The organism is Actinomadura atramentaria DSM 43919 (assembly GCF_000381885.1).
Classification (GTDB): Bacteria; Actinomycetota; Actinomycetes; order Streptosporangiales; family Streptosporangiaceae; genus Spirillospora; species Spirillospora atramentaria.
Window position 1 is genome coordinate 293408 of sequence record NZ_KB907210.1, and the last position, 26686, is coordinate 320093.

A 26686-nucleotide genomic window follows, 5' to 3' on the forward strand; every position below is an offset into this window, starting at 1 on the left:
GCCCTCCATTGTGCCCCGCGGCGGCGGCTGCGCGGTCCATCCCGCGCGGGAGGCCGCCCCGGGACAGCACGAGGCCCGCGCTCCCCGAAGGGCGCGCGGGCCTCGAACTGACGACTGTGTGGTGCTACAGGGGGGTCACCTGGTCGGCCTGCGGGCCGCGGTTACCCTGCGTCACCTCGAACTGGACGCGCTGGTTCTCGTCCAGCGTCCGGTACCCGGAGGACTGGATCGCCGAGTAGTGCACGAAGACATCCGGTCCGCCGCCGTCGACGGCGATGAAGCCGAAGCCCTTTTCGGCGTTGAACCACTTCACGGTGCCCTGCTGGGGCATGTCTTTCTCCTTGCGGCAAAACATGGGCCCACACCTCGCGGGCCCGGCGCGGTCGCCGCGGAACGCTCTCGCCTCCGGTACGGTCCCGGAAAAGCCAAAACGCCCGCTGTCATCAGTCCGCGGGCGTCTGGACAAACGATCGAGAACCACGACTGCAACCGACGACCCCACCGTATCACCGGTTCCGCGTAAAACGGAGGGGCGGCAAGGTCCGTGATTCTTCCCTCGGCGAACCGGCCGGTCAAAATCCCCAACCGCTCTCCGTCAGGGCCGTTGACGGGGCCGGTCGAGCCGGTGATCAGCGCGCTGGACGGCCTGTCGCGAACCTGACGGCGAGGCCCTGACCACGGGACAGGTGCGGCGGACGCGCGGCGGGCGCGCAGGCGGGACGCGGCCCGTCCCGACACGCCGCGACGGGCCGCCGACCCGCGCCGGTCAGGGGCGTTCGGGCGCCCCGGACGCGCCGGCGCGGCGGCGGCGGGACGCGGCGGGACGGTCGGGAGTCGCCGCGCCTGCTCACTTTCTTTAGGACAAAACGGTCAATTTTTATACCGGCTCACAACGTTTCCTCCGCGGCCGGTGGCGCGATGCTCCGCCGCGCGCACGACGTGGCGGCCGGGATCTGCCCGTGATGAACAAAGAAGTCGACCGCGACGGCGATTTCGTGTCCGTCCGGAAGCCCCTCCGGCGCGGTCGCGGGAGGCCCTCCGGCGAATCCCCCCGCGCGCCCGCCGCGCCGCCGCCCGTCCCCCGGCTGCGGGCCGCGCGGCGGCCCGGCGCGGCGGCCCGTCCTTGACTCCGGGAATACCTGGGATCGACGGATGGTAGGCAATACCGGGCCGAACCCCCGCGAAGCGCCTCGCGGGGGTCCGTGCCGTGCCCCAGGGAACGACGAGGAGTCCGCCGTGCCGTCCACTGATACGACCGCGCCCAGACGCGTGAACCCCCGCGTGCTCCGCGAGGGGCTGGGGGTGATGGCGGTCGCCGTCCGGGCCGAGCCCCGCGTGTTCGCGCTCGCCGTCGGGGCGAGCGCGCTGTACGCGGCGACGACCGTCGGGACCGCGCAGGTCCTCGGCCGCGTCACCGGGCGCGTCGTGCTGCCCGCGTTCGCGGAGGGCCGTGCGACGGCGGGCGCGCTGACCGCCGCCGCGCTGGCGATCGTCGCCGTGGCGTTCTTCAAGGCGATCGGCGTGGCGGGCCGCCGCTTCTACGCCGGGCTCATGCAGTACCGGATGCAGGCCGCGTACCGGCGGGCCGTGACGCGCCGGTACCTGGAGCTCCCGGCGGCGTGGCACCAGCGGCACCCGGCGGGGCAGCTCCTGTCGAACGCCAACGCGGACGTGGAGGCGGCGTGGGCGCCGCTCGCGCCGCTGCCGATGGCGGTGGGCGTGCTCGTCATGCTCGTCATCGCGGCGGTGGCGATCGTGCTCGTGGACCCCGTCGTCGCGATCGTGGCGTTCTGCGTGTTCCCGGCCGTCGCGCTACTGAACCTGCTGTACCAGCGGCGGCTCGCCCCGGCCGCGACGCGCGCGCAGCGGCTGCGCGGCGAGGTCAGCGAGGTCGCGCACGAGAGCTTCGAGGGCGGCCTGGTCGTCAAGACGCTCGGCCGGGAGGCCGCCGAGACCGAGCGGTTCGCGCGCAGCGCCCGCGAGCTGCGGGACGCCAACATCGCGGTCGGGCGCGTCCGCGGCCTGCTGGACCCGATGCTGGAGGCGCTGCCGAACCTCGGCGTGCTGGCCGTCCTGCTGGTCGGGTCCGCGCGGCTGGAGTCGCACGCGATGTCGGCGGGCGACCTGGTGAGCGTCGCGTACCTGTTCACGCTGCTGTCGTGGCCGATCCGCGCGCTCGGCTGGGTGCTGGCGGACGTGCCGCGCAGCGTCGTCGGCTGGCGGCGGGTCCGGGCGGTGCTGGACGAGCGGGCCGCGATGCCGCACGGCGCGGCGGGCCTGCCCGGCGACGGCCCGCTCGCGCTGGAGGTCCGCGACGTCCGGTTCGGCTACGGCGACGGCGAGGTGCTGCGGGGCGTGTCGTTCGACGCCGCGCCCGGCCGGACCGTCGCGGTCGTCGGGACGACCGGGTCGGGCAAGTCCACGCTGACGTCGCTGGTGGTGCGGCTGGTGGACCCGGAGGCGGGCACGGTCCTGCTCGACGGCGCCGACGTGCGGCAACTGGGCGCGGACGCGGTCCCGGCCGCCGCCGCGCTCGTCCCGCAGCAGGCGTTCCTGTTCGACGACACGGTCCGCGGCAACGTCACGCTCGGCCTCGACGTCCCCGACGAGCGGGTGTGGGAGGCGCTGCGGCTCGCGCAGGCGGACGGGTTCACCGCCGGTCTCCCGGACGGCCTGGACACGCGGGTCGGCGAGCGCGGCGCGACGCTGTCGGGCGGCCAGCGGCAGCGGCTCGCGCTGGCGCGGGCGCTGGTGCGGCGGCCCCGGCTGCTGGTGCTGGACGACGCGACGTCCAGCGTGGACCCGCAGGTCGAGGCGCGCATCCTGGCGGGCCTGCGCGGCCTCGCCGAGGACGGCGCGGGCGCGACCGTCCTGGTGGTCGCCTACCGGAAGGCGACGATCGCGCTGGCCGACGAGGTCGTGTTCCTGGAGCGCGGCCGGGTCGGCGCGCGCGGGACGCACGCGGACCTGCTGGAACGCTCCCCCGGCTACCGCGACCTCGTCACCGCCTACGAGCGGGCCGAGGCGGAGCGGGCGGCGGAGCGCGGCGCGAGCGGCGAGGAGGCCGTGCGATGACGACGGCGGTGGAGAAGGCGGCCCCGGCGACGGGGTTGGACGACACGGCGGAGACCGAGGGCGCGCTGCGCACCCTGCGGCGCGGCATGGCGCTCAGCCCGGAGTTCCGGGCGGGCCTGGCGGTGACGGTGCTGCTGGCGCTGCTGGCGACGGCGGGCCGGGTGGTCGTGCCCGTCGCGGTGCAGCAGACCATCGACCGGGGCCTGTCCGGCGGCGAGCCCGACCTGGGGTTCGTCCGGCTGATGGTGCTCGTGTGCGCGGTGGCGGTGCTGCTGACGGCGGCGTGCGCGTACGCGATGAACGTCCGGCTGTACCGGACGTCGGAGTCGGGGCTGACGAGCCTGCGCGTGCGGGCGTTCCGGCACGTCCACGATCTGTCGATGCTGACGCAGAGCGGTGAGCGGCGCGGCGCGCTGGTGTCGCGCGTGACCGGCGACGTGGACCAGATCAGCAACTTCATGCAGTACGGCGGACTGATGATGATCATGTCCGCGGGGCAGCTCGTCATCGCGACGATCCTGATGGCCGTCTACTCGTGGCCGCTGGCGCTGCTGGTCTGGGCGGCGTTCGTGCCGCTGGCGTTCGCGCTGCGGCGGTTCCAGCGGCTCATCTCGGCCGCGTACACGAGGGTGCGGGAGCGGATGGGCGACCTGCTCGCGGCCGTCAGCGAGTCGGTGGTCGGCGCGGCGGTGATCCGCGCGTACGGCGCGCAGGAGCGCACGTCGCGGCGGGTGGACGCGGCCGTCGACGGGCACCGCGCCGCGCAGACGCGCGCGCAGGCGATGGTGGCGCTGACGTTCCCGACGAGCGAGCTGGTCGCGGCGGCCGCGACGGCGGGCGTCGTGGTGGCCGGGACGCTGCTGGGCGTCGGCGGGCACCTCAGCGCCGGGAAGCTGGTGGCGTTCCTGTTCCTGGTGACGCTGTTCGTCAGCCCGATGCAGACGGCCACCGAGGTCCTCAACGACGCGCAGAACGCCATCGCGGGCTGGCGGCGGGTGCTCGGCGTGCTCGACACCGCGCCGGACGTCGCGGACCCGGGCGAGGCCGGGACGTCGCTCGCGCGGGGGCCGATCGAGGTGCGGTTCGAGGGCGTCTCGTTCGCGTACCCGGGCGGTCCGACGGTGCTGCACGACGTCGACGCGGTGATCGCGCCGCGCTCGCGGATCGCCGTCGTCGGCGAGACCGGTTCGGGCAAGACGACGTTCGCGAAGCTGCTGACCCGGCTGATGGACCCGGCGTCGGGCCGCGTCCTGGTGGACGGCGTGCCGCTCGACCGGGTGCGGTTCTCGTCGCTGCGGGAGCGGATCGTCATGGTTCCGCAGGACGGTTTCCTGTTCGACGCGCCGCTGGCCGACAACATCCGGTTCGGCCGCCCCGGCGCGTCCGACGAGGACGTCCGCCGCGCCCTCACCGACCTGGGCCTGGCCGACTGGCTGGACGGCCTCCCGCGCGGCCTGGACACCCCCGTGGGCCAGCGCGGCGAGTCGCTGTCCGCCGGCGAACGCCAACTGGTGGCCCTGGCCCGCGCCTACCTGGCCGACCCGGACCTTCTGGTCCTGGACGAGGCGACGTCGGCCGTGGACCCGGCGACGGAGACGAGAATCCAGCGGGCGCTCGACAACCTGACCCGGGGCAGGACCGCGATCTCCATCGCCCACCGCCTCTCCACGGCCGAGTCCGCGGACGAGGTGATCGTCTTCGACGCCGGCCGCATCGTCCAGCGCGGCCCCCACACGGCCCTGGCCGGGACGCCGGGCGCCTACGCGGACCTGTACGCGTCCTGGAGCAGGTGAACGCCAGAAAGGACTTGCCCTTATGTCGTCCTCTGCGCATTCTGGCCAGGTGAGCGATGATGTCATCAAGGAAGCGGCGAGCACGCTGCACGGTCAGTTGCAGCGGGGCCTGGGTCGTGCCGCGCGGCGGGCGGCGGAGCGTCGGGGCGCGGCGGAGCTGGTGTACGACTGCGTGCGGCGCGATCCGCGGTGGGATCGGCAGTGCGAGCGTCGTTCGCTGTACTACGCGCGGTTGATGGTGGACCTGGAGATGCCGGTGGGTCCGCTGGCGGAGCATCTGTTCGACGCGGCGGACGTGTCGGACGAGGACGGTTCGCGGGCGCGGCTGGCGCTGGAGGTGCTGGCGGACCTGGTGCGGTTGAGCCGCCGGGAGGCGGCGTGGGTGCTGCGCGGGTACGCGGAGGAGGGCACGCACTGGTTCGACGCGGTGGAGGCGCTGGCGGAGCTGCGTGATCCGTCGTTGACGGTGGGGTTGGACGAGCTGGTGCTGGCGCGGTGCGACGACGGCGCGCTGGGCTGGCTGGTGGTGGACCAGGCGAATCCGGTGCTGGCGGGCTGGGTGGCGCGGCATCCGCGGATGGCGGCGGCGCTGGCCCGTAATCGGGACCGGGTGGGGCGGCGGCCGGAGCGGCGGGCGGCGTGCGGGGACCGGTCGGACGCGGAGCTGCTGGAGCTGGCGCGGGCGTGCGCGGACGAGTCGGTCGCGGCGATCTTCGAGTTGGGGCGGCGGCGCGCGCCGGGGCTGCTGGATCTGGCGGAGGAGCTGCTGCCGAGCCGGCCGAGCCGGTGGCGGGGCGCGATGGCGCGGGTGGTGCGGGAGTACGGGCCGGAGACGCTGCCGCGGGCGCGGTCGTGGGCGGTGTCGCGGGAGTGCCGGGACGTGGGGCTGGACATCGTCGCGCGGCACGGGACGCGGCAGGACATCCCGCTGCTGATGGAGGTGCTGCGGGGCGCGCTGGACATGGGCGACTGGTCGGGCGCGGTGAATCCGATCGAGGGGCTGGGCCGGTTGCGGGCGGGTGAGGCGGTGCCGCTGCTGAAGGCGGCGTGGACGGAGTCGCTGTACTCGTATCTGCGTCCGCGCGTGCTGACGGCGTTGACGCGGACGGCCCCGCACACGGCGGAGGCGTTCACGGTCGAGGGCCTGTGGGACTGCGAGGAGGGCGTGCGGGAGGTCGCGGTGCGGGCGGTGCCGCGCACGGAGGACACGGAGGTCCGGCTGCTGCGGTTGCAGTCGGACGGCGCGGAGGACGCGGAGGTGCGCGCCGCCGCGGCGGCCCGCCTGCTGTGAGCGCGCGGCCCGTCCTGTCGGGGCGGGCGGCTACGCTGCGCGCCATGCGGACGATCAGTACGGCCGAGCGGCGCGCGAGGCTCGCGGTGCGCCACCGGCTCGCGGCGGAGCACCGGACGGACGACCCGGCGGAGGTCGCGCGGGCGCTGGTGGCGCTGCACGCCACGGACCCGGCGACGGTGTACCTGTCGGCGGCGGCGCGCGGCCGGACGCTGGAGCCCGGCGCGGTGGAGGCGGCCCTGTACGACGACCGGGTCCTGCTGCGGACGCTGGCGATGCGGCGGACGATGTTCGTGGTGCCGGTGGAGACCGCGCCGGTGTTCCAGGCGGCGTGCTCGGACGATCTGGCGGCCAGGCAGTTGCGCACGTACGCGCGGTTCGTCGAGCGGGAGGGCGTCGCGGCGGACGGGTCCGCGTTCCTGGCGGACGCCGCCGAGCAGGCCCACGCGGCGCTGCTGGAGCTCGGCGCGGCGACGGGCGCGCAGCTCAGCGCGCGGGTTCCGGTGCTGCGCACGCTCGTCGATCCGGCGCCGGGCAAGGCGTACTCCAAGCCGACGAGCATCACGACGTGGGTGCTGGTCGTGCTGGGCGCGCAGGGCCGCGTCGTGCGGGGCCGCCCGAACGGCTCGTGGATCAGCAGCCGGTACGTGTGGTCCCCGGTCGAGGCGTGGATTCCGGGCGGCGTCCCGGTGATGCCCGCCCCGGCGGCGCGCGCGGCGCTGGCGCGGGAGTGGCTGCGCGCGTTCGGCCCGGCCCCCGAGTCGGACCTGCGGTGGTGGACGGGCTGGACGGCCGCCCAGGTCCGCGCGGCGCTCGACAGGATCGACACGGTCGAGGTCGCGCTGGACGGCGGCCCCGGCCTCCTGCTGGCCGACGACACCGACCCGGTCGAGGCCCCGGAACCGTGGGCCGCCGTGCTGCCCGCCCTCGACCCGACGCCGATGGGCTGGAAGGACCGCGACTGGTTCCTCGGCCCGCACGCCCCCGCCCTGTTCGACCGCAACGGCAACATCGGCCCCACCGTCTGGTGGGACGGCCGGATCGTGGGCGGCTGGGCGCAGCGCGCGGACGGGGAGATCGCCGTCCGGTTCCTGGAGGACGCGGGCGCGGACGCGCGGAAGGCCGTCGCCGCCGAGGCCGAGCGCGTCGCGGCGTTCTACGGCGGCGTGCGGGCGGTCCCCCGCTTCCGGACCCCCCTGCAGCGCGAGCTGACGGCCTGACGCGCCAAGATGTCCGCATGGCCGTCGAACGCATGCTGCCCACGCCCGAAGCCGAGGACCTGATCGCGCTGACCCGCGAGATCGCCGCGAAGGAGCTCGCGCCCCGCGCCGCCGGCGCCGAGCGCGACGCGGCGTTCCCCCGCGAGGCGTTCCGCGTCCTCGGCCGGGCGGGCCTGCTCGGCCTGCCGTACCCGGAGGACGCGGGCGGCGGCGGGCAGCCGTACGAGGTGTACCTCCAGGTGCTGGAGGAGATCGGCGCGGTGTGGGCGTCGGTCGCGGTGGGCGTGAGCGTCCACACGCTGTCGTGCTTCGCGCCGCACTCGTTCGGGGCGGACGCGCTGCGCGGGCGGCTCCCGGACATGCTCGGCGGCGACCTGCTCGGCGGGTACGCGCTGTCGGAGGCGCAGGCCGGGTCGGACGCGGCCGCGCTGTCGACCCGCGCGGTCCGCGACGGCGACGTGTACCGCGTCACCGGGACGAAGATGTGGATCACGCACGGCGGCGAGGCGGACTTCTACGTCCTGTTCGCCCGCACGTCCGACGACGGCGGCCGCGGCATCTCGTGCTTCCTGGTGGACGGCGACCAGCCGGGCCTGACGTTCGGCGCGCCGGAGCGCAAGATGGGCCTGACCGGCTCCACGACGGCGCAGCTCCACTTCGACGACGCGCCCGTCCCCGCGGACCGCCGCATCGGCGCGGACGGCGAGGGCTTCCCGATCGCGCTCGCCGCACTGGACTCGGGCCGCCTCGGCATCGCCGCGTGCGCGGTCGGCCTGGCGCAGGGCGCGCTGGACCGCGCGGTGGCGTACGCCGCGGAGCGCGAGCAGTTCGGCCGCCCGATCATCGAGAACCAGGGCCTGGCGTTCCTGCTGGCCGACATGGCGGCGGCCGTGGAGTCGGCGCGCGCGACGTACCTGGACGCGGCGCGCCGCAAGGACCGCGGCCTGCCGTTCGCGCGGCAGGCGTCCATCGCCAAGCTCGTCGCGACGGACGCGGCGATGCGGGTCACGACCGACGCCGTGCAGGTCCTCGGCGGGTACGGCTACACGCGCGACTTCCCGGTGGAGCGGTACATGCGGGAGGCGAAGGTCATGCAGATCTTCGAGGGGACGAACCAGATCCAGCGGATGGTCATCGGCCGCCACCTGGCGCGCGCCGCGCGCGGCTGACGCGCGGCCGGGCCGGTCGCCCCGGCCCGGCCCGCGTTCAGCGGACGGGGTGCCCCGCCGCCCGCAGCGCCGTCTTGACGTCCCCGATCGTCAGCTCCCCGAAGTGGAACACGCTCGCGGCCAGCACCGCGTCCGCGCCCGCCGCGACGGCCGGGGCGAAGTGGTCCACCGCGCCCGCGCCGCCCGACGCGATCACAGGGACGGTCGTGGCCGCCCGGACTCTCTCCAGCATCTCCAGGTCGAAGCCGTGCTTGGTGCCGTCTGCGTCCATCGAGTTCAGCAGGATCTCGCCGACGCCCAGCTCCGCGCCGCGCCGCGTCCACTCGACCGCGTCGATGCCGGTGCCGCGCCGCCCGCCGTGCGTGGTGACCTCGTAGCCGGACTCGGTGACGGTGTCGCCGGTGACGCGGCGCGCGTCCACCGACAGCACGACGCACTGCGACCCGAACCGGTGCGCGGCCTCGCGCAGGAACTCCGGCCGCGCGATGGCGGCGGTGTTGATCGACACCTTGTCGGCGCCCGCGCGCAGCAGCCGGTCCACGTCCTCCACGGTGCGGACGCCGCCGCCGACCGTCAGCGGGATGAACACCTGCTCGGCGGTGCGGCGCACCACGTCGTAGGTGGTGGAGCGGTCGCCGCTGGAGGCGGTGATGTCGAGGAACGTCAGCTCGTCGGCGCCCTCGGCGTCGTAGCGGCGCGCCAGCTCGACCGGGTCGCCCGCGTCGCGGAGGTTCTGGAAGTTGACGCCCTTCACCACGCGTCCCGCGTCCACGTCCAGGCACGGGATGACGCGTACCGCGACGCCCATTACTTGACCGCCGCCAGCGCCTCTTCGAGGGTGAACGCCCCGGCGTACAGGGCCTTGCCGACGATGGCGCCCTCGACGCCGTCGCCGGTGAGGGCGGCCAGGGCGCGCAGGTCGTCCAGCGAGGACACGCCGCCGGACGCGACGACCGGCTTGTCGGTGCGGGCGCACACCTGCCGCAGCAGGTCGGTGTTGGGGCCGCGCAGCGTGCCGTCCTTGGTGACGTCGGTGACGACGTAGCGCGGGCAGCCGTCGGCCTCCAGCCGGTCCAGGACCTCCCACAGGTCGCCGCCCTCGCGCGTCCAGCCGCGCGCGGCCAGCGTCGTGCCGCGCACGTCGAGGCCGACCGCGATCCGGTCGCCGTGCGACTCGATGATCCTGCGGCACCACTCGGGGTTCTCCAGCGCGGCGGTGCCGATGTTGACGCGCGCGCAGCCGGTGGCGAGCGCGGCCTCCAGCGACGCGTCGTCGCGGATGCCGCCGGACAGCTCCACCTTCACGTCGAGCTTCCCGGTGACCTCGGCGAGCAGGTCGCGGTTGGAGCCGCGCCCGAACGCGGCGTCGAGGTCCACCAGGTGGATCCACTCCGCGCCCGCGCGCTGCCAGGCCAGCGCGGCCTCCAGCGGCGCGCCGTAGGAGGTCTCGGTGCCCGCCTCGCCCTGGACCAGCCGGACGGCCTGGCCGTCGGCGACGTCGACTGCGGGAAGGAGCGTCAGTGTCATGGGTCTTCCTTGTCCGGACGTGGATCGGGGTTGCGGGGGCGCGGGTCGGCGCGGGTCAGCGCAGGGTCGCGAGCCAGTTCTCCAGGAGCTGCGCTCCCGCGTCGCCGGACTTCTCCGGGTGGAACTGCGTCGCGCACAGCGCGCCGTTCTCCACGGCGGCGACGAACCGGTCGCCGTGCTCGGCCCAGGTGACCAGCGGCGGCGCGAGGTTGCCGAGCGGATCGGGCGCCAGTTCCCAGCGGCGCACCGCGTAGGAGTGGACGAAGTAGAACCGGGTGTCGGCGCCGAGGCCCGCGAAGAGCCGCGACCCGGCGGGCGCGTCCACGGTGTTCCAGCCCATGTGCGGCAGGACGGGCGCGTCGAGGCGTTCGACGGTGCCGGGCCACTCGGCGCAGCCCTCGGTGGTGGCGCCGTGCTCGACGCCCTTGCCGAACAGGATCTGCATGCCGACGCAGATGCCGAGGACGGGCCGCCCGCCCGCGAGCCGCCGTCCGATGATCTGCTCGCCGCGGATCGCGCGCAGCCCCGCCATGCAGGCCGCGAACGCGCCGACGCCCGGCACGACCAGCCCGTCTGCGGCGAGCGCCGCGTCCCAGTCGGCGGTGACGGTGACGTCCACGCCGTGCCGCGCCACGGCCCGCTCGGCGGACCGCAGGTTGCCCGACCCGTAGTCCAGGACGACGATCGAGGCGCGCCCGCTCACAGCCACATCACTCCCCCGGCCGCGGCGCACGCCGCGAGCACCCCGACGACGACCGCCGCCGTTCTGAGGCCCTGCCGGACGAAGCTGACCACGCCCATCAGCAGGAACACCGCCAGCCCGAACATCAGCACGTTGGCGTAGGTGAAGTGCAGGTCCCCCACGTCCACCGCTACAGCGCCCCCTTCGTGGAGGGGATGCCGTGGACCTTCGGGTCGAACGCGACGGCGTCGCGCAGCGCCCGCGCCAGCGCCTTGAACTGCGCCTCGACGACGTGGTGGGCGTTGCGCCCGTACGGGACGTGGACGTGCAGCGCGACCTGCGCGTTCGACACGAACGACTCCAGCACGTGCCGGGTCATCGTCGTGTCGTACTCGGGGCCGATCATCGGCGCGAGGCCGTCCGGCTCGGAGTGGACCAGGTAGGGGCGGCCCGACACGTCCACGGTGACCTGCGCCAGCGCCTCGTCCAGCGGGATCGAGGCGTCCGCGAACCGGCGGATGCCCGCCTTGTCGCCGAGCGCCTGCCGGAACGCCTGGCCGAGCGCGATGGCGGTGTCCTCGATCGTGTGGTGCGCGTCGATGTGCAGGTCCCCCCGCGTCTTGACGGTCAGGTCGAACGAGCCGTGCTTGCCGAGCTGGGCGAGCATGTGGTCGAAGAACCCGACGCCGGTCGCGACGTCCACCGCGCCGGTGCCGTCCAGGTCGATCTCGACCAGGACGGACGTCTCCTTGGTGGCGCGCTCCACGCGTCCCTTGCGCACTTACAGGACCTCCTTCAGGGCGGCGCGGAACGCCGTCATCTCCTCGGGCGTGCCGACGCTGACCCGCAGCCAGCCGGGCGGGCCGACCTCGCGGATCAGGACGCCGCGCTCCAGCAGCGCCTCCCACACGGCGCGCCGGTCGGGGAACGCGCCGAACAGCACGAAGTTGGCGTCGGAGTCGGCGACGGCCAGGCCCCGGCCGCGCAGCCAGCCGACCAGCGCGTCGCGTTCGGCGCGCAGCGCGTCGACGGTGCCGAGCAGCTCGGCGCGGTGCGCCAGCGCGGTCCGCGCGACGGCCTGCGTGACGGCCGACAGGTGGTAGGGCAGCCGGACGAGCAGCAGCGCGTCCACGACGGCGGGGTCGGCGGCGAGGTAGCCGAGCCGGGTGCCGGCCATCGCGAACGCCTTCGACATCGTCCGGGTGACGATCAGCCGGGGCCGGCCGGGCAGCAGGCTCAGCGCGGACGGCGTGCCCGCGCGGCGGAACTCGGCGTACGCCTCGTCCACGACGACCATGCCGGGCGCGGCGTCCAGGACGGCCTCGACGGTCTCCAGGCCGAGCGCGGTACCGGTCGGGTTGTTCGGCGACGTCAGGAACACGACGTCGGGCCGGTGCGCGGTGACGGCGGCGACGGCCCGGTCGGCGTCGAGGCCGAAGTCGTCGGCGCGGTGCGCGTCGGTCCAGGCGGTGCCGGACACCCGCGTGATGATCGGGTGCATCGAGTACGACGGCTCGAAGCCGAGCGCGGTGCGGCCCGCGCCGCCGAACGCCTGGAGGATCTGCTGCAGGATCTCGTTGGACCCGTTGGCGGCCCACACGCCCGCGGCGGTGCGGCCCGCGCCGGGGGTGTCGGCGTTGAGGAAGTCCGCGAGGTCGGCGCGCAGCGCGACGGCGTCGCGGTCGGGGTAGCGGTTGAGGCTCCCGGCGACGTCCTCGACGGCCTTGCCGAGCGCGGCGGCCAGCGCCGGGGACGGCGGGTAGGGGTTCTCGTTGGTGTTCAGCGTGTACGGCACGTCGAGCTGGGGCGCACCGTAGGGCTCCCGGCCGCGCAGGTCGTCGCGGATCGGGAGGTCGGCGAGTGACGTCACGTGGGGATCTCCCAGTCGAAGCGGGCCTTGAGGGCGGCGCCGTGGGCGGGCAGGTCCTCGGCCTCCGACAGCACCGCGACGCGGGCGGTGGCGGCGGCGAGGGCGGCCTCGTCGTAGCGGACGACGTGGACGCCGCGCAGGAACGACTGGACCGACAGCCCCGAGGAGTGGCAGGCGCAGCCGCCGGTCGGCAGGACGTGGTTGGACCCGGCGAGGTAGTCCCCGAGCGACACCGGCGCGTGCGGTCCGACGAAGACCGCGCCCGCGTTGCGGACCCGCGCGGCGACCGCGTCGGCGTCGGCGGTCTGGATCTCCAGGTGCTCGGCGGCGTAGGCGTTGACGACGGCGAGCCCGGCCTCGGTGTCGTCCACCAGGACGATGCCCGACTGGCGGCCCGCCAGGGCCTCGGTGATCCGCTCGCGGTGCCTGGTGCGCGCGACCTGCGCCTTCAGCTCGGCCTCGACGGCCGAGGCGAGCGCGGGCGAGTCGGTGACGAGCACGGCCGCGGCGAGCGTGTCGTGCTCGGCCTGGCTGATCAGGTCGGCGGCGACGTGGACGGGATCGGCCGTGTCGTCCGCCAGGATCGCGATCTCGGTGGGCCCGGCCTCGGAGTCGATGCCGATGACGCCCTTGAGCAGCCGCTTGGCGGCGGCGACGTAGACGTTGCCGGGGCCGGTGACCAGGTCGGCGCGCGGGCACTCGTCGGTGCCGTAGGCGAACATCGCGACCGCCTGCGCGCCGCCCGCCGCGTACACCTCGTCGACGCCGAGCAGCGCGCACGCCGCGAGGATCGCCGGGTGCGGCAGCCCGCCGTGCTCCCGCTGCGCGGGCGAGGTGACGGCGAGCGAGCCGACCCCGGCCTCCTGCGCGGGCACGACGTTCATCACGACGCTGGACGGGTACACCGCGCGGCCGCCCGGCACGTACAGCCCGACGCGGTCCACCGGGATCCACCGCTCGGTGACGGTCCCGCCGGGGACGACCTGCGTGGTGACGTCGGCGCGGCGCTGGTCGCGGTGGACGAGCCGGGCCCGCCGGATCGCCTCCTCCAGCGCGTCGCGGACGGGCGCGGGCAGCGCGGCGAGCGCCGCGTGGACCTCGGCGACCGGGACGCGGGTGCGCTCCAGCTCGACGCCGTCGAACGCCCTGGTGTGCTCCCGCACCGCGGCCGAGCCGCGATGGCGGACGTCCTCGCAGATGGGCCGCACCTTGTCCAGGGCGGCCTCGACGTCGAGTTCGGCGCGGGGCAGCACGGAGCGCAGGTCGCCGGGGAGCGAGCCGCGCAGGTCGATACGGGAGATCACGCGCCCAGTCTACGGAGCCGCGGCGGGCCGCCGCGCCACGTCTCACGTGCCGAGACGCCCGCCGGGGACGGGCGCGCCGAACCGCCCGCGAACCCCATCCGACCGACGCTATCCGGTCACGGACGACCGAATCCACCACCGCGCGCACGCCGTTTCATCGGGGGCGAATTCCGGCGTTCTCCGGGCCGGGGGCGGCCGTACGCTGGCGGCGTCCCGACGCGAGGATGGGAGGTCCCGTGACCGAGCGGCTGCCGCTGTTCCCTCTGGGCACCGTGCTGTTCCCCGGCATGGTGCTGCCGCTGCGGCTGTTCGAGGAGCGGTACCTGGCGCTGCTGCGGGACCTGCTGGACCGGCCCGCGCCGCGCCGCTTCGGCGTCGTCGCGATCGAGCTGGGCCACGAGGTCGGGCCGGGCGCGGCGCGGCGGCTGGCCGAGGTGGGCTGCGTCGCGGACCTGCGCGAGGCGCGGGCCCGGCCGGACGGCCGGTACGACGTGGTGACGGTCGGCCGCGACCGGTTCCGGACGAAGGGCGTCGACTCGTCCGGCCCGTACCCGCGCGCGGAGGTCGAGCACCTGCCGGAGGAGGCGGGCGCGGACGCGGCGGCCGCCGCCGAGCGGGCGCTCGCGGCGTTCCGCGTGTACCGGCACCGGATGGCGGCGGTCGGCGCGCCCGTCCCCGAGGTCGCGGGGCTCGCCGACGGCCGCGACGCGGTCGCGGTGTCGTACGACGTCGCGGCGGCGGTCGTCCTGGACGGACCCGACAAGCAGCGGCTGCTCGCCGCCGGGGACGCCGCGCGGCGGCTGGCGGCGGCGCGCGCCCTGCTCGCCCGGGAGAACCGCCTGCTGCGCGCGTTCCCGACGCTGCCCGCCGGACCGTTCCTGGACGGCTCCTTCCACCCGAACTGACCCGCGCCCGGCACACTGGGCGGCATGGCATCGGGAAAGAGCGGCGGGAAGGGCACGCCCGCGACGGTCGCGGCGGCCCGCGCGTCGGTGGCGTTCACCCTGCACGAGTACGCGGTCGACCCGGACGCCGCGTCCTACGGGGAGGCGGCGGCCGACGCGCTCGGCGTCCCGCGCGAGCGCCTGTTCAAGACGCTGCTCGCGGAGGTGGACGGCGCGCTGTCGGTCGGGGTCGTGCCGGTGTCGGGCTCGCTGGACCTCAAGGCGCTCGCGGCGGCGCTCGGCGGGAAGCGGGCGCGGCTGGCCGACCCGCGCGACGCCGAGCGGGCCACCGGGTACGTCGTCGGCGGGATCAGCCCGCTCGGGCAGCGGCGGCGGCTGCCGACCGTGGTGGACGCGTCGGCGTCAGGGTTCGCGACCGTCTACGTCTCGGCGGGCCGGCGCGGACTGCAGATCGAGCTCGCCCCGGACGACCTCGTCCGGCTCACCGGCGCCCGGCTCGCCCGCGTCGCGCGGGACTAGCCGCTTCACGAACAGCTCCAGGACGCCGTACAGCGCGACGGCCACGATCGGCCAGAACGTCAGGATTCCGGTGGCGCGCAGGTCGGGGACGCCGGTGACGACACGCCCGTCGGGCGCGTGCCGCACGGCGCGCCGGTAGGAGTCCAGCCCGATGTGGTGCCCGGTCCGCCAGGCCAGGTACGCGGCGGCCGCGCCGCCCGCGGCGAGGCCGAGCAGCAGCGCGACGTCGTTGCGCCGCCCGCCGAGGACGTACGCGACCGCGCCGCACAGCAGGCCCGCGCCCGCCGTGATCAGCGCGAAGCGCATGTCGGTGCCGATCGGGCCGGGGCCCTCGGGGTCGGCCGGGTACGGCGCGCCGCCGACCACCACGTACCGGACGTGCGGCGAGACCGCGTGCCAGAGCAGCCCGGCGGGCGGCCCGAGGATGACCATGAGGACACAGGTCACGATCCACGTGCGCAAGGCCCTCACGGCGGGTGCCCGCACCTCGTACGCTCCTCATCGAAGACCCGTTCCCGACAGTGAGAGCCTAGCCCGCCCTGGTGACCCGAACGACAACCGGCAGGTGCCCGATTCCGACCCCAGAACCGCCCGACCCCTGGGATAATGTGCCCGACATGTCCGGATTCAGTCCCGCCTTCGAACGGCTCGGCGCCGCACTCGCCGCCGTCGTCCTGCAGCAGCAGGAGACGCTCGCGGAGTTCCTGCCGCGCGAGGACTGGAGCGCCGACCTGACCGCCCGCGCCTACACCAGCGGCGGCGTCACGGTGCGGGTCGCGCTGCTCGGCAGCTACGCCGCGCGCGAGCGGACGTGGCTGTGGGGCTGGGCGAACCCGCAGTTCGGCGAGGACCACCCGGCGGTCGTCCCGACGCTCGGCATCCGGGCGCTCGGCGAGCGGCTGTCGATCCCGGAGTTCACCACGCCCGAGGTCGACCTCGGCTGGTACGACGGCCCGGCCGGGCACGGCGGCGAGCTCGTGGCGATGGCGGCCGGCGGCGTGCTGGGCGGCGGCGGGTACATCGGGGCCGGGTACGACGGCGGCTCGGCCTACCTGCACGTGGACGACCCGCAGGCCCCGCCCGCCGCGTGGGACCCGGTGCCGGTGCCGCGGCTGCTCACCAGCGCCGTCAGCCTGTTCCCCGCCGACCCGCGGCTGACGCTGGCGCGGCTGCTGAGCCGCCACCGCGTCCCCTACCGGGAGACCGACGCGGCCGTGGAGGCGCGGCCGCCGGGCGGCGGCTCGCTCCGCGCCCACTTCGACGCGCGCGGCCGGTTCTCGGGCTGGGAGGCCGAGCTGGCGGCGGCGGGCCGCTGACCCGCCCGCGTCTGGTAGACCCGGTGGGCGTGAACGCCGTCATCTCCCCCGCCGTGTCCGCCGCCGACCGCGACGCGGCCTTCGCCGTCCGGTTCCGCGTCTTCGTGGACGAGCAGGGCGTGCCCGCCGAGATCGAGCTGGACGCCGCCGACGCCGACGCCGCGCACTTCCTGGCGCGGGCGGGCGGCCGCGCGGTCGGCACCGTCCGCGTGCTGCGCCGCGACGGCGCGGCCGTCCTCGGCCGCCTCGCCGTGCTGCCGGAGGCGCGCGGGACCGGCCTCGGCGCGGCCCTGGTCCGCGCGGTCGAGGAGCACGCCCGCGCGGCGGGCCTGGCGTCGGTCGAGCTGCACGCGCAGGTCCCGGCGCGCGGGTTCTACGAGCGGCTGGGCTACGCGGCGTTCGGGGAGCAGGACGTCGAGGCGGGCATCCCGCACGTCTGGATGCGCCGCCGTCTCACCGCCTGAGACGCCCGTCCCGAGCCTCGGGCGCGCCGGTATCATGGGCGGCATGGGACGTCACCATCGCGGCTTTACGCAGCCGGCTCCGCACGAGCCGGTCGCCGCGACCTGAGCGACGACCCCCGGAGCCGGCCGACGGCGGCGCCCGCGCGGGCGCGCGCCTCCATGACCAGCGCGGCCCCGGGCGTCCTCGATCCCCCGCGGCGGCCGCCGGAGAGAGGGACCTTCGTGGACGACCACGTGATCGACCCCCGTTCCCACGCCGACCCGTGCGTCGCGGGCGGACTGCACGTCCCGCTGCCCGACGCGGCCGGGCTGGCGACCGTCGAGCAGGCCCGCGCGGCCATCGACGCCATCGACGCGGCCCTGGCGACGCTGCTGGAGCACCGCGCGGCCGTCGCGGGCGTCGTGCAGCGGCTCAAGCCGGTCGGCGGGTTCGCCGGGCGCAATCCCGGCCGCGAGGAGCAGATCGTCGCGGCGATGGCCGAGCGCGCGCCGACGCTCGGCCGCGAGCGCATCGCGCGGATCATGAACACCGTCATCGAGACCGGGCTGGAACTGTCCGAGACCCGGTGACCCGTCGCCTTTTCCGGCGGCCCGACCCGGCTCTCCGGGACGGGCCGCCGCGTCCTTTTCCACCGGCCGCGACCGTTCTCACAGCCGCTTTCCTAGGCTGTTTCGCCTAGCCCTTCCAAGATTTTCCGGCAGCCCGCGCGGGCGTGTGGAAATTTCCGCGCGGTACTAGTTTCGAAGTCGTGGGCCTGGCCCTTCCGGCGTGGTGCGAGCGACCCACCCGATCCTCGACCGATATACACCTGTTGTCTGTCGAGAACATGCTGAGCTGCGAAAACATCACCGCCGCGCCACCCCGAGCCTCCCCGGCGATACCCGGAAAACACCCTTTTTCCAGCACGCCGGGGACCGCATTGCAGCGGAGAACCTGTCCGCTCGGCCACTTGAAGGCATCCGTGGGACGAGAGCGCACGGCGGTTCAATACCGGGGTTGCCGTGCTTGTTTTAGCCTTCGGTGTCATGAGTGCTGCGGAGTATGCGGCAGGTGAGACCGGAACGCGGACCCGCGAGGCCAATGCCGTAAGGGACGGGTTGAACATCGGTTTCTCCTCCGGAATATCAGGGCTCGCCTGGGGTGCTGCGGCGATCCCGGCCGGGCTGTCGGTCCAGCAGGCGTGCGCGCTGAGCTTCCTGGCGTTCTCCGGCGCGTCCCAGTTCGCCGTCGCGGGCGTCGTCGCGGGCGGCGGCGGCCTGCTCACCGGGACGCTCGGCGCGGTGCTGCTCGCCGGGCGCAACGCGCTCTACGGGCTCCGGCTCGCCGACCTGCTCCGCGTCCGGGGGTGGCGGCGGGCGACCTACGCGCACTTCATCGTGGACGAGACCGCGGCCGTCGCGACCGCCCAGCCGGACCGCGCGACCGCCCGCCTCGGCTTCCTCGCCACCGCCATCCCGATCTACGCCCTGTGGAACATCACCACGCTGCTCGGCGCGCTCGGGGCGTCCCGGCTCGGCGACCCCAAGATGTACGGACTCGACCTGCTCGGGCCCGCGATGTTCCTCGCCCTGCTGTGGCCGCGCCTGTCCGCCGGGCCCGTCGAGGTGCGCGTCGCGCTCACCGGCGCGCTCATCGCCGTCGTCGCCACGCCCGTCATGCCCACCGGCGTGCCGATCATGGTCGCGGCGCTGGCCGCCCTGCTCGGGCTGCGCGGCGCGGGCACCGGCCCGGACGCCCGCGCCGACCTCCGCCGGGAGCGCGCCACGTGAGCGTCTGGATCGCGGTGCTCGCCACCGGAGCGGGCTGCTACCTGCTGAAGCTCGGCGGCCTCATCACCCCGCAGCGGGTCCTGGAGGACCCGCGCGTCCGCCGGTTCACCGAACTCGTCCCCGTCGCGCTGCTGGCGTCGCTGGTGGCGCTGCAGACGTTCACGTCCGGGCCGAGCCTCGGCCTGGACGGCGCGCGCCTCGCCGGGGTCTGCGCGGCCGGGGTCGCGCTGGCGCTGCGCGCGCCGTTCCTGGTCGCGCTGCTCACCGCCGCGGCCGTCGCCGCCGGGCTGCGCCTGCTGTGAGCGCGCCCGCTCTCAGGACTCCTCGGCGACGGTCTCCAGCGCGCGCGCCAGGTCGTCCGGGTACGGGCTCTCGAACTCCACCCAGCCGCCGTGCCCCGGGTGCTCGAACCCGAGCCGGACCGCGTGCAGCCACTGCCGCCGCAGCCCGAGCCGCTCCGCGAGCGTCGGGTCCGCGCCGTAGGCGAGGTCCCCCGCGATGGGGTGCCGGATCGCCGACATGTGGACGCGGATCTGGTGCGTCCGGCCCGTCTCCAGGTCGACGTCCAGCAGCGTCGCGGACCGGAACGCCTCCACGGTGTCGTAGTGCGTGACCGACGGACGCCCGCCCGCCACCACCGCGAACCGCCCGTCCCCCGCCGGATGCCGGTCGATCGGCGCGTCCACCGTGCCCCGGAACGGGTCCGGATGCCCCTGGACGAGCGCCTGGTAGCGCTTCTTCACGGTGCGTTCCTTGAACGCCCGCTTCAGCCGCGAGTACGCCACCTCGCTCTTGGCCACCACCATCGCGCCCGTGGTGTTCGCGTCGAGCCGGTGGACGATGCCCTGCCGCTCGGCCGCGCCGCTGGTCGCGACGGTGCGGCCGGTGCCGATCAGGCCGCCGAGGACGGTCGGCCCCGTCCACCCCGTGGTGGGGTGCGCGGCGACGCCGATCGGCTTGTCCACCACGACGATGTCGTCGTCCTCGTACAGGACGCCGAGGCCCGCGACGGGCTCGGCGACCGGCGCGGGCGGCGCGGGCGGCGGCGGCAGCACGACCTCCAGCCACGCCCCGGCGTGCAGCCGGTCGGACTTGGCGACCTCGCGGCCGTCCAGCAGCACGTCGCCCGCCGCGATGATGTCGGCGGCGCGGCCGCGCGACAGCCCGAACAGCCGCGACAGCGCCGCGTCGGCGCGCTCGCCCTCCAGCCCGTCCGGGACGGGCATGCTCCGCACGTCGCTCACCGGCCGTGCTCCCCGGGGGCGGGCTCGGGCGCGCGGTCTCCGTCGTCGTCGCCGTCCCTGCCGTCGTCGTCCTCGTCGTCGGACACCCGCGTCCCGTCGACCTGGAGGCCGCGCGCCGCGAGCAGCACCGCGAGGACGCCCCCGCAGGTGATCGCGGAGTCCGCGAGGTTGAAGACGGGCCAGTCCGGCAGCTCGATCCAGTCGACCACGTGGCCCTGGAACGGGGCGGGCGCGCGCAGCACCCGGTCGACCAGGTTGCCGAGCGCGCCGCCGAGCAGCAGCCCGAGGCACACCGCCCACGGGACGCTGCGCAGGTTGCGGGCCGTGCGCGCGATGGCGACGACGACGCCGCACGCGATCACGGTGAAGATGATCGTGTACCCGGTGCCGATCGAGAACGCGGCGCCGCTGTTGCGCGTCTCGCGCAGCGTCAGCAGCCCGCCGAGCAGCCGCACGGGGGCGCGGTCCTGCAGCAGGGCCACGACCGCGATCTTGGAGACGATGTCCAGGGCCAGCGCGGCGCACCCGACCGCGACCAGCACGCCGACACGGCGCGGCCGGGGGGACTCCCCGGCCTCGCCCTTCTGGGGGTCTGTTGAGTCGCTCAGCGACGTTCCTCGCGTTGTTTGCATGTCACACACAGGGTGGCACGGGGGAACGCCTGCATGCGCGCCTTCCCGATCGGGAGGGAGCACGACTCGCAGACGCCGTACGTGCCGCCGTCCATCCGCTGGACGGCCCGCTCGTTCTGGGCGAGCAGGTCACGCGCATTGTAGGACAGGGCCAGCTCGTGCTCGCGCTCGTAGGTCTTGGCGCCCGCGTCGGCCTGGTCGTCCCCGGCCCCGTCCGCGGAGTCGCCGTCGGCGATCTGCGACTCGGCCATGACGATCTGCGCCTGCAGCGCGTCGATCTCCTCCTGCAGCGCGGCGCGGACGTCGGCCAGCTCGCCCTCGGTCCAGCGGCCCTCGCCCGCGCGGACGGGCAGCGCCCCGGCGGCGGCCGTCCCCGGCCGGGCCGTGGTGACGGTCGCCGTCGCGGACCCGTCGCCGCCCGCGGCGGCCTTGCCCTCGGCGGGCGCCGCGCCCTTGGTGGCGGTCCGGCCGGCCGCCTTGGCGGCCTTGGTCCCGGTCTTCCCGGCGGCCTTGGCCCGGCTCGGGCCGGACCGCTTGGCGGGGCTCTTGGCGGGCGCCTTCGCCGGGGCCTTGGCGGGCTTGGCGGCGGGCTTGGCGGCGGACCGGGACGCCGCGGGCTTCGCCCGGCCGGACGTCGCGGCCTGACTCGCGGTGCTGTTCTCGACGGGCAGTGCGGGCTGCATGGGTCTACCTCTCACCGGACGGGCAACGACCTGGCTGGATCACACGCCGCATATGCCCGTCCCGTCGGCAAAGGAAAACCCGGCGTTCCGGCGAGAGAGCGCCGCCCGGGACCGCCCCCGCCGCCGGGAAGGAAGTCCGGTCCGCGTGCGTTAGAGTTGGCGCACGCAGTCTCGCGGCAGGCCCTGACGGGGACACCTGCCGCCGTGAGCGGCCATGAGCGATCCGGGGCGGGTGCGAGCCCGGAGGCGAGCGCGGCGGTCTGATCACCCCCGAGCCGCCGGAAGAAACGGCGCGGTCTCCCCGCGCCGCGGTAGAACCGGCGGCCGCGACTGGAACGAAGCGGTCCGCGTCCCATCGGCGCGGGCAAGGAGGGTGGTACCGCGGGGCCCCGGCCTCGTCCCTCCGGTCCACGTGTTTACCGCAGGCCGCGTCGATCCGGAGGTCCGTTCCCGTGAGCCGTCAGTTCCGGCCCCTGCCCACGCAGGTCGATCTTCCCGCGCTGGAGCGGGACACGCTGCGCCGCTGGCAGGACGGCAAGATCTTCGAGCGCTCGCTGGAGCGCACCGCGGGCGGCCCCCGCTGGGTCTTCTACGAGGGCCCGCCGACCGCGAACGGGATGCCGGGCGTCCACCACGTCGAGGCGCGCGTCTTCAAGGACATCTTCCCCCGGTTCAGGACCATGCAGGGCTACCACGTGCCCCGCAAGGCGGGCTGGGACTGCCACGGCCTGCCCGTCGAGGTCGCCGTGGAGAAGGAGCTGGGCCTCACCGGCAAGAAGGACATCGAGGAGTACGGCGTCGCCGCGTTCAACGACCGCTGCCGCGAGTCGGTGCAGCGGCACGTGGACGCGTTCGAGGAGATGACCGAGCGGATGGGCTACTGGGTCGACATGTCCCAGGCCTACCGCACGATGGACCCGGCGTACGTCGAGGCCGTCTGGTGGTCGCTGAAGGTCGTCTTCGACAAGGGGCTGCTGTTCCGCGACTTCCGCATCACGCCGTACTGCCCGCGCTGCGGCACCGGCCTGTCCGACCACGAGCTGGGCCAGCCGGGCGGCTACGAGACGGTGTCGAGCCCGTCGGTGTACGTGCGGATGCCCGTCACCGGCGGCCCCCTCGCCGAGCTGAACGCCTCGCTGCTGATCTGGACGACGACGCCGTGGACGCTGGTGTCCAACACCGCCGTCGCCGTCCACCCGGGCGTCGCCTACGTCGCGGCGCGGCCCGCCGGGTCCGACGAGGTCCTGGTCGTCGCCGAGCCGCTGCTGGAGCAGGTCCTCGGCGCGGACGCCGAGCGGATCGCGGAGTTCACCGGCCGCGAGCTGGAGCGCACGCCCTACCGGCGGCCGTTCGACCTGGTCGAGATCCCCGACGCGCACTACGTCGTGCTGGGCGACTACGTCACCGTGGAGGACGGCACCGGGCTCGTCCACCAGGCCCCCGCGTTCGGCGCGGACGACATGGCGGTCTGCAAGGCGTACGGGCTGCCGGTCGTCAACCCGGTCGGGCCGGACGGCCGGTTCACCGCCGACGTCCCGCTCGTCGGCGGCGTGTTCTTCAAGGACGCCGACGACGCCCTGACCGAGGACCTGCGCGGCCGCGGCCTGCTGTTCCGCGGCGGCCACTTCGAGCACAGCTACCCGCACTGCTGGCGCTGCCACACCCCGCTGCTGTACTACGCGCTCCCCGCCTGGTACATCCGCACCACGGCCGTCAAGGACCGGCTGCTGGAGGAGAACGCCCGCACGAACTGGTTCCCCGAGACGGTCAAGGAGGGCCGGTACGGGGAGTGGCTGCGCAACAACGTCGACTGGTCGCTGTCGCGCAGCCGCTACTGGGGCACGCCGCTGCCGCTGTGGGTGTGCGGCGCGGACGAGTCCCACGTGACGTGCGTCGGCTCCCTCGCGGAGCTGGGCGAGCTGGCCGGGCGCGACCTGGCGGCGCTGGAGCCGCACCGCCCCTACGTGGACGACGTCGTGTTCCCCTGCCCGGACTGCGGCGCGGAGGCCCGCCGCGTGCCCGACGTCATCGACGCCTGGTACGACTCGGGGTCCATGCCGTTCGCGCAGTGGGGCGCGCCGCACCGCAACCGGGACGTGTTCGAGGCGTCCTACCCCGCGCAGTACATCTGCGAGGCGCAGGACCAGACGCGCGGCTGGTTCTACTCGCTGATGGCCGTCGGCACGCTGGTGTTCGACCGGTCGTCGTACGAGAACGTCGTCTGCCTCGGGCTGATCCTCGCCGAGGACGGCCGCAAGATGAGCAAGCACCTCGGCAACGTGCTGCGCCCGATCCCGCTGATGGACGAGCACGGCGCGGACGCCCTGCGCTGGTTCATGCTGGCCAGCGGCCTGCCGTGGGCGTCGCGACGGGTCGGGCACGGGGTGCTGGAGGAGATCGTCCGCAAGGTGCTCCTGACGTACTGGAACACCGCGTCGTTCTTCGTCCTGTACGCCAACGCCGCCGGGTCCGGCGCGGGCGGCGCGTGGACCCCCGACCGGCTCGGCGAGGCCCCCGCGCCCGCCGACCGGCCGCTGCTGGACCGCTGGGCGCTGGCCGAGCTGCACCGCACGACCCGCGAGGTCACCGAGGCGCTGGAGCGGTTCGACACCGCCCGCGCGGGCCGCCGCCTGTCCGAGTTCGTGGACGACCTGTCCAACTGGTACGTCCGCCGGTCCCGCCGCCGGTTCTGGGCGGGCCCGGCGACGCCCGAGGGCTCGGCCGCGTTCGCGACCCTCTACGAGTGCCTGGAGACGCTGACGCGGCTCATGGCGCCGATGGTCCCGTTCGTCACCGACCACGTGTGGGACGTGCTCCGCGCCGACGACGCGCCCGAGTCCGTCCACCTGGCGAGCTGGCCCGAGGTCGACGAGGCGCTGCTCGACGCCGACCTCACGGCCCGGATGGCGCTCGCGCGGCGGCTGGTCGAGCTGGGCCGCGCGGCCCGCGCCGCCAGCGGCGTCCGCACCCGGCAGCCGCTCGGCCGCGCGCTCGTCGGCGCGGCGGGCTGGGCGGACCTGCCCGCCGAGCTGCGCGCGCAGATCGCGGACGAGCTGAACGTCGAGGCGTTCGAGGAGCTGTCGGCGGTCGGCGGGGACCTGGTCGAGTACGAGGTCAAGCCGAACTTCCGGGAGCTGGGCCGCCGGTTCGCCAAGGACACGCCGCTGGTCGCCAAGGCCGTGCAGGCGGCGGACGCGGCCGCGCTCGTCGCCGCGCTGCGCGCCGACGGGGCCGCGAGCGTGGACGCGCCCGGCGTCGGCGCGGTGTCCCTCGCGCCCGGCGAGGTGATCGTCACCGAGCGGCCGCGCAGCGGCTGGGCGGTGGAGAGCGCGGCGGGCGAGACGGTCGCGCTGGACCTGACGGTCACGCCGGAGCTGCGGCGGGCCGGGCTCGTCCGCGAGGTCGTCCGGCTCGTCCAGGACGCCCGCAAGGCCGAGGGCCTGGAGATCACCGACCGGATCGAGCTGTGGTGGCGGGCCGCCGGGGACGACCTGGCCGAGGCGCTGCGCGCGCACGGCGGCGAGGTCGCGGCCGAGGTGCTCGCCGCGTCGATCAGCGAGGGCCGGCCGGACGCCGAGCTGACGCAGCGCCGCGACGACGAGCTGGGCCTCGGCTTCTGGCTCCGCCGCGCCGACTGACACCACCGCGCGCGGCCGCGCGGAGCGCCACCGTTCGGATCGGACGCGTGGAGCGCCACCGCCCGGACCGGACGCGCAGAGCGCCGTCGGCCGAACCTGGCGCGCGGAGCGTCACCGGCCGGACCGGACGCGCGCGGCCGATCCGGGCGGCGAAAGCCGCGCGCCGCGCTGGGCGCGTGGCCGAGCCGGGCGGCCGGATCGGGGGGCTTTTCCCCGATCCGGCCGCCCGGTTCGGCGTTGGGTCTTCAACGCGACACATCGCGTTTGCGATAATCGCGGGGTGAACCTTCCAGAGCACCCCGAACCGGACCCGTCCGGCGAGGAGCGGCCCGTGCCCGCCCCGTCCGGTCCCGCCCCGCTGCGCGCCTCGGACGCCGACCGCGACCGCGTCGCCGACCGGCTCCGCGAGGCCCTGGCCGAGGGCCGGATCACCCCGGAGGAGCACGCCGAGCGGATCGACGCCGTGTACCGGGCGCGGACGTACGCGGACCTCGAACCGGTCCTGCACGACCTGCCCGGCGGCCCCGAGCTGGACCCGCGGGTGTCGCTGCGCAAGGACCCCGCCCCCGCCGCCGCTCCCCCGGCCGCGCCCGACCCGGCCGAGCCGCCGCCGGTCGCGCAGAGCCCGACGATGGTCGCGATCTTCGGCGGGACCGAGCGCAAGGGCCGCTGGCTCGTCGGGACGCACACGTCCGTCACCTGCGTCTTCGGCGGCGCGGAGCTGGACTTCCGCCGCGCGGTCCTCACCGCGCACGAGGTCACCGTCCAGGTCGTCGCCGTCTTCGGCGGCGTGGAGCTCACCGTGCCGCCGGGCGTGCGGGTGGTCAGCTCCGTCGCGGCCGTCTTCGGCGGCGTCGACTCGGTGGACGACGAGGGCTGCGCCCCGGACGCCCCGGTGATCCGGCTGACGGGCATGGCGCTGTTCGGCGGCGTCTCGGTCAAGCGCCGCGAACTCGGCGCGTCCCGCGCCGAGCGCCGCCGCGAACGCCGTGAGGAGCACCGCCGCCGCGCCGAGGAACGCGCCGAACGCCACCGCGAGCGCATCGACGACCGCCGCGCCCGCCACCTGGAGGAACGCTCGGAACGCCGAGCCGAACGCACCACCCGCCGCGACCACCACCGCCGCGACCACGGCACTCCCTGACCCCCGCCCCGACCCACGCGGCACCCAGCCCGCGCGGTGCCCGGCAACCGTGGCACCCGGCCCGCGCGGCCCAGGTCTGCGCGGCCCTGGCCTGCGTGGCACCCGCCGGCGCGGTGCGCAGCTCGACGGCCGGCCCGGCGCGGGCATCCGGACGCGGGTGCGGCACCCACCCATGCGTTGCCCGGCGTGGCCCCAGGCAAGGCCCACTCCGCGCAGCGCGTGTCCCGTCCACGTGGGGCCCGCCGGGATGTGCCGTGCCAGTCCGCAGGGTGCCGGGCAGGGAAACCGGCACTAGCGCAGTGCCCGGCCGCGTGGGCCGGGCAGGGTAACGGCACAAGCGCGGTACTCATCCGCGCGATGTCCGGTTCGCGCGATGTCCCGTCCGCGCGGCGTCCCGTCCGCGCGGCGTCCCGTCCGCGCGGCGTCCCGTCCGCGCGGCG

The 26686-nt window shown here is 75.4% G+C and carries 26 protein-coding genes; 14 read left to right on the plus strand and 12 right to left on the minus strand.

Features of this window, described 5'->3' with window-relative positions:
* Positions 1-124: 124 nt before the first annotated feature.
* Positions 125-331, minus strand: a complete 207-nt coding sequence (locus tag G339_RS0108720; RefSeq protein WP_019630686.1) for a cold-shock protein — start codon at positions 329-331, stop codon at positions 125-127.
* A 974-nt stretch (positions 332-1305) separates the two neighbouring features.
* Here G339_RS0108720 and G339_RS0108725 point away from each other — a divergent pair.
* The 5 genes from G339_RS0108725 to G339_RS0108745 are packed head-to-tail and all read left to right on the plus strand — an operon-like array spanning position 1306 to position 8548.
* Positions 1306-3075: an ABC transporter ATP-binding protein gene (locus G339_RS0108725; RefSeq protein WP_051107808.1), complete on the plus strand. Its 1770-nt coding sequence runs from the start codon at positions 1306-1308 to the stop codon at positions 3073-3075.
* Positions 3072-4868, plus strand: coding sequence for an ABC transporter ATP-binding protein (locus G339_RS0108730; RefSeq protein ID WP_019630688.1), 1797 nt, complete (start codon positions 3072-3074; stop codon positions 4866-4868). The genes G339_RS0108725 and G339_RS0108730 overlap by 4 nt, the downstream gene beginning before the upstream one ends.
* A 49-nt stretch (positions 4869-4917) precedes the next feature.
* Positions 4918-6159, plus strand: coding sequence for a hypothetical protein (locus tag G339_RS0108735; protein WP_240489784.1), 1242 nt, complete (start codon positions 4918-4920; stop codon positions 6157-6159).
* Positions 6160-6203: 44 nt separating this feature from the next.
* Complete coding sequence (locus G339_RS0108740) at positions 6204-7379, plus strand: winged helix DNA-binding domain-containing protein (protein ID WP_026341273.1); 1176 nt, start codon at positions 6204-6206, stop codon at positions 7377-7379.
* 17 nt (positions 7380-7396) lie between these two features.
* Complete coding sequence (locus G339_RS0108745; RefSeq protein ID WP_019630691.1) at positions 7397-8548, plus strand: acyl-CoA dehydrogenase family protein; 1152 nt, start codon at positions 7397-7399, stop codon at positions 8546-8548.
* A 37-nt stretch (positions 8549-8585) separates the two neighbouring features.
* On the opposite strand, the gene hisF is transcribed toward G339_RS0108745, so the two are convergent.
* From hisF to hisD, 7 genes are read right to left on the minus strand one after another with little or no spacing between them, the layout of a single operon-like run.
* Positions 8586-9356, minus strand: coding sequence for an imidazole glycerol phosphate synthase subunit HisF (gene hisF / locus G339_RS0108750; RefSeq protein ID WP_019630692.1), 771 nt, complete (start codon positions 9354-9356; stop codon positions 8586-8588).
* Positions 9356-10075: a bifunctional 1-(5-phosphoribosyl)-5-((5-phosphoribosylamino)methylideneamino)imidazole-4-carboxamide isomerase/phosphoribosylanthranilate isomerase PriA gene (gene priA / locus G339_RS0108755; protein WP_019630693.1), complete on the minus strand. Its 720-nt coding sequence runs from the start codon at positions 10073-10075 to the stop codon at positions 9356-9358. Before priA ends, hisF begins: the two co-directional genes overlap by 1 nt.
* Before the next feature lie 55 nt (positions 10076-10130).
* On the minus strand, positions 10131-10778 hold the full coding sequence (gene hisH, locus G339_RS0108760) for an imidazole glycerol phosphate synthase subunit HisH (RefSeq protein WP_019630694.1): 648 nt from the start codon (positions 10776-10778) through the stop codon (positions 10131-10133).
* Entirely contained in the window at positions 10775-10945 is a 171-nt protein-coding gene (locus G339_RS38655; RefSeq protein WP_019630695.1) for a hypothetical protein, read from the minus strand. Before G339_RS38655 ends, hisH begins: the two co-directional genes overlap by 4 nt.
* A gap of 2 nt (positions 10946-10947) precedes the next feature.
* On the minus strand, positions 10948-11538 hold the full coding sequence (gene hisB, locus G339_RS0108770; protein ID WP_019630696.1) for an imidazoleglycerol-phosphate dehydratase HisB: 591 nt from the start codon (positions 11536-11538) through the stop codon (positions 10948-10950).
* Entirely contained in the window at positions 11539-12627 is a 1089-nt protein-coding gene (locus tag G339_RS0108775; RefSeq protein WP_019630697.1) for a histidinol-phosphate transaminase, read from the minus strand.
* On the minus strand, positions 12624-13931 hold the full coding sequence (hisD, locus tag G339_RS0108780) for a histidinol dehydrogenase (protein ID WP_019630698.1): 1308 nt from the start codon (positions 13929-13931) through the stop codon (positions 12624-12626). The genes G339_RS0108775 and hisD overlap by 4 nt, the downstream gene beginning before the upstream one ends.
* Before the next feature lie 236 nt (positions 13932-14167).
* Here hisD and G339_RS0108785 point away from each other — a divergent pair, with 236 nt between their 5' ends.
* Together G339_RS0108785 and ybaK are read left to right on the plus strand one after the other, a co-directional pair.
* Complete coding sequence (locus G339_RS0108785; RefSeq protein WP_019630699.1) at positions 14168-14836, plus strand: LON peptidase substrate-binding domain-containing protein; 669 nt, start codon at positions 14168-14170, stop codon at positions 14834-14836.
* A 24-nt stretch (positions 14837-14860) separates the two neighbouring features.
* Positions 14861-15355: a Cys-tRNA(Pro) deacylase gene (ybaK, locus tag G339_RS0108790; RefSeq protein ID WP_019630700.1), complete on the plus strand. Its 495-nt coding sequence runs from the start codon at positions 14861-14863 to the stop codon at positions 15353-15355.
* Here ybaK and G339_RS38660 read toward each other — a convergent pair.
* The gene (locus G339_RS38660) at positions 15239-15826 is read right to left on the minus strand and encodes a hypothetical protein (RefSeq protein WP_240489768.1); all 588 of its coding nucleotides are present in this window, start codon (positions 15824-15826) and stop codon (positions 15239-15241) included. The genes ybaK and G339_RS38660 overlap by 117 nt on opposite strands.
* A gap of 146 nt (positions 15827-15972) precedes the next feature.
* Here G339_RS38660 and G339_RS0108800 point away from each other — a divergent pair, with 146 nt between their 5' ends.
* The 5 genes from G339_RS0108800 to G339_RS0108820 all read left to right on the plus strand — a co-directional run bounded on the left by G339_RS0108800 (position 15973) and on the right by G339_RS0108820 (position 19207).
* Positions 15973-16671 carry a DUF6882 domain-containing protein gene (locus G339_RS0108800; RefSeq protein ID WP_019630702.1) on the plus strand — a complete coding sequence of 233 codons (699 nt, stop codon included), beginning with the start codon at positions 15973-15975 and terminating at the stop codon, positions 16669-16671.
* A 23-nt stretch (positions 16672-16694) separates the two neighbouring features.
* The gene (locus G339_RS0108805) at positions 16695-17135 is read left to right on the plus strand and encodes a GNAT family N-acetyltransferase (RefSeq protein WP_019630703.1); all 441 of its coding nucleotides are present in this window, start codon (positions 16695-16697) and stop codon (positions 17133-17135) included.
* A 222-nt stretch (positions 17136-17357) separates the two neighbouring features.
* Entirely contained in the window at positions 17358-17705 is a 348-nt protein-coding gene (locus G339_RS0108810) for a chorismate mutase (protein ID WP_019630704.1), read from the plus strand.
* A gap of 456 nt (positions 17706-18161) precedes the next feature.
* Positions 18162-18905: an AzlC family ABC transporter permease gene (locus G339_RS33070; protein ID WP_051107798.1), complete on the plus strand. Its 744-nt coding sequence runs from the start codon at positions 18162-18164 to the stop codon at positions 18903-18905.
* The gene (locus G339_RS0108820; protein ID WP_019630706.1) at positions 18902-19207 is read left to right on the plus strand and encodes an AzlD domain-containing protein; all 306 of its coding nucleotides are present in this window, start codon (positions 18902-18904) and stop codon (positions 19205-19207) included. Before G339_RS33070 ends, G339_RS0108820 begins: the two co-directional genes overlap by 4 nt.
* A gap of 12 nt (positions 19208-19219) precedes the next feature.
* On the opposite strand, the gene G339_RS0108825 is transcribed toward G339_RS0108820, so the two are convergent.
* From G339_RS0108825 to G339_RS40310, 3 genes are read right to left on the minus strand one after another with little or no spacing between them, the layout of a single operon-like run.
* Positions 19220-20149 (minus strand): RluA family pseudouridine synthase, encoded by a 930-nt coding sequence (locus G339_RS0108825; RefSeq protein ID WP_026341276.1) that lies wholly within the window; start codon positions 20147-20149, stop codon positions 19220-19222.
* Positions 20146-20781 (minus strand): signal peptidase II, encoded by a 636-nt coding sequence (locus tag G339_RS0108830; protein ID WP_084693179.1) that lies wholly within the window; start codon positions 20779-20781, stop codon positions 20146-20148. The genes G339_RS0108825 and G339_RS0108830 overlap by 4 nt, the downstream gene beginning before the upstream one ends.
* A complete protein-coding gene (locus G339_RS40310; protein ID WP_240489779.1) occupies positions 20754-21134 on the minus strand; it encodes a TraR/DksA family transcriptional regulator in 381 nt (126 codons plus the stop codon). The genes G339_RS0108830 and G339_RS40310 overlap by 28 nt, the downstream gene beginning before the upstream one ends.
* Before the next feature lie 782 nt (positions 21135-21916).
* On the opposite strand from G339_RS40310, the gene ileS reads away from it, so the two are divergent.
* Both ileS and G339_RS33075 read left to right on the plus strand, forming a co-directional pair.
* Positions 21917-25102, plus strand: a complete 3186-nt coding sequence (gene ileS, locus G339_RS0108840) for an isoleucine--tRNA ligase (RefSeq protein ID WP_019630710.1) — start codon at positions 21917-21919, stop codon at positions 25100-25102.
* Between the two features lie 280 nt (positions 25103-25382).
* Positions 25383-26246, plus strand: a complete 864-nt coding sequence (locus G339_RS33075) for a DUF1707 SHOCT-like domain-containing protein (RefSeq protein ID WP_019630711.1) — start codon at positions 25383-25385, stop codon at positions 26244-26246.
* Positions 26247-26686 lie beyond the last annotated feature (440 nt).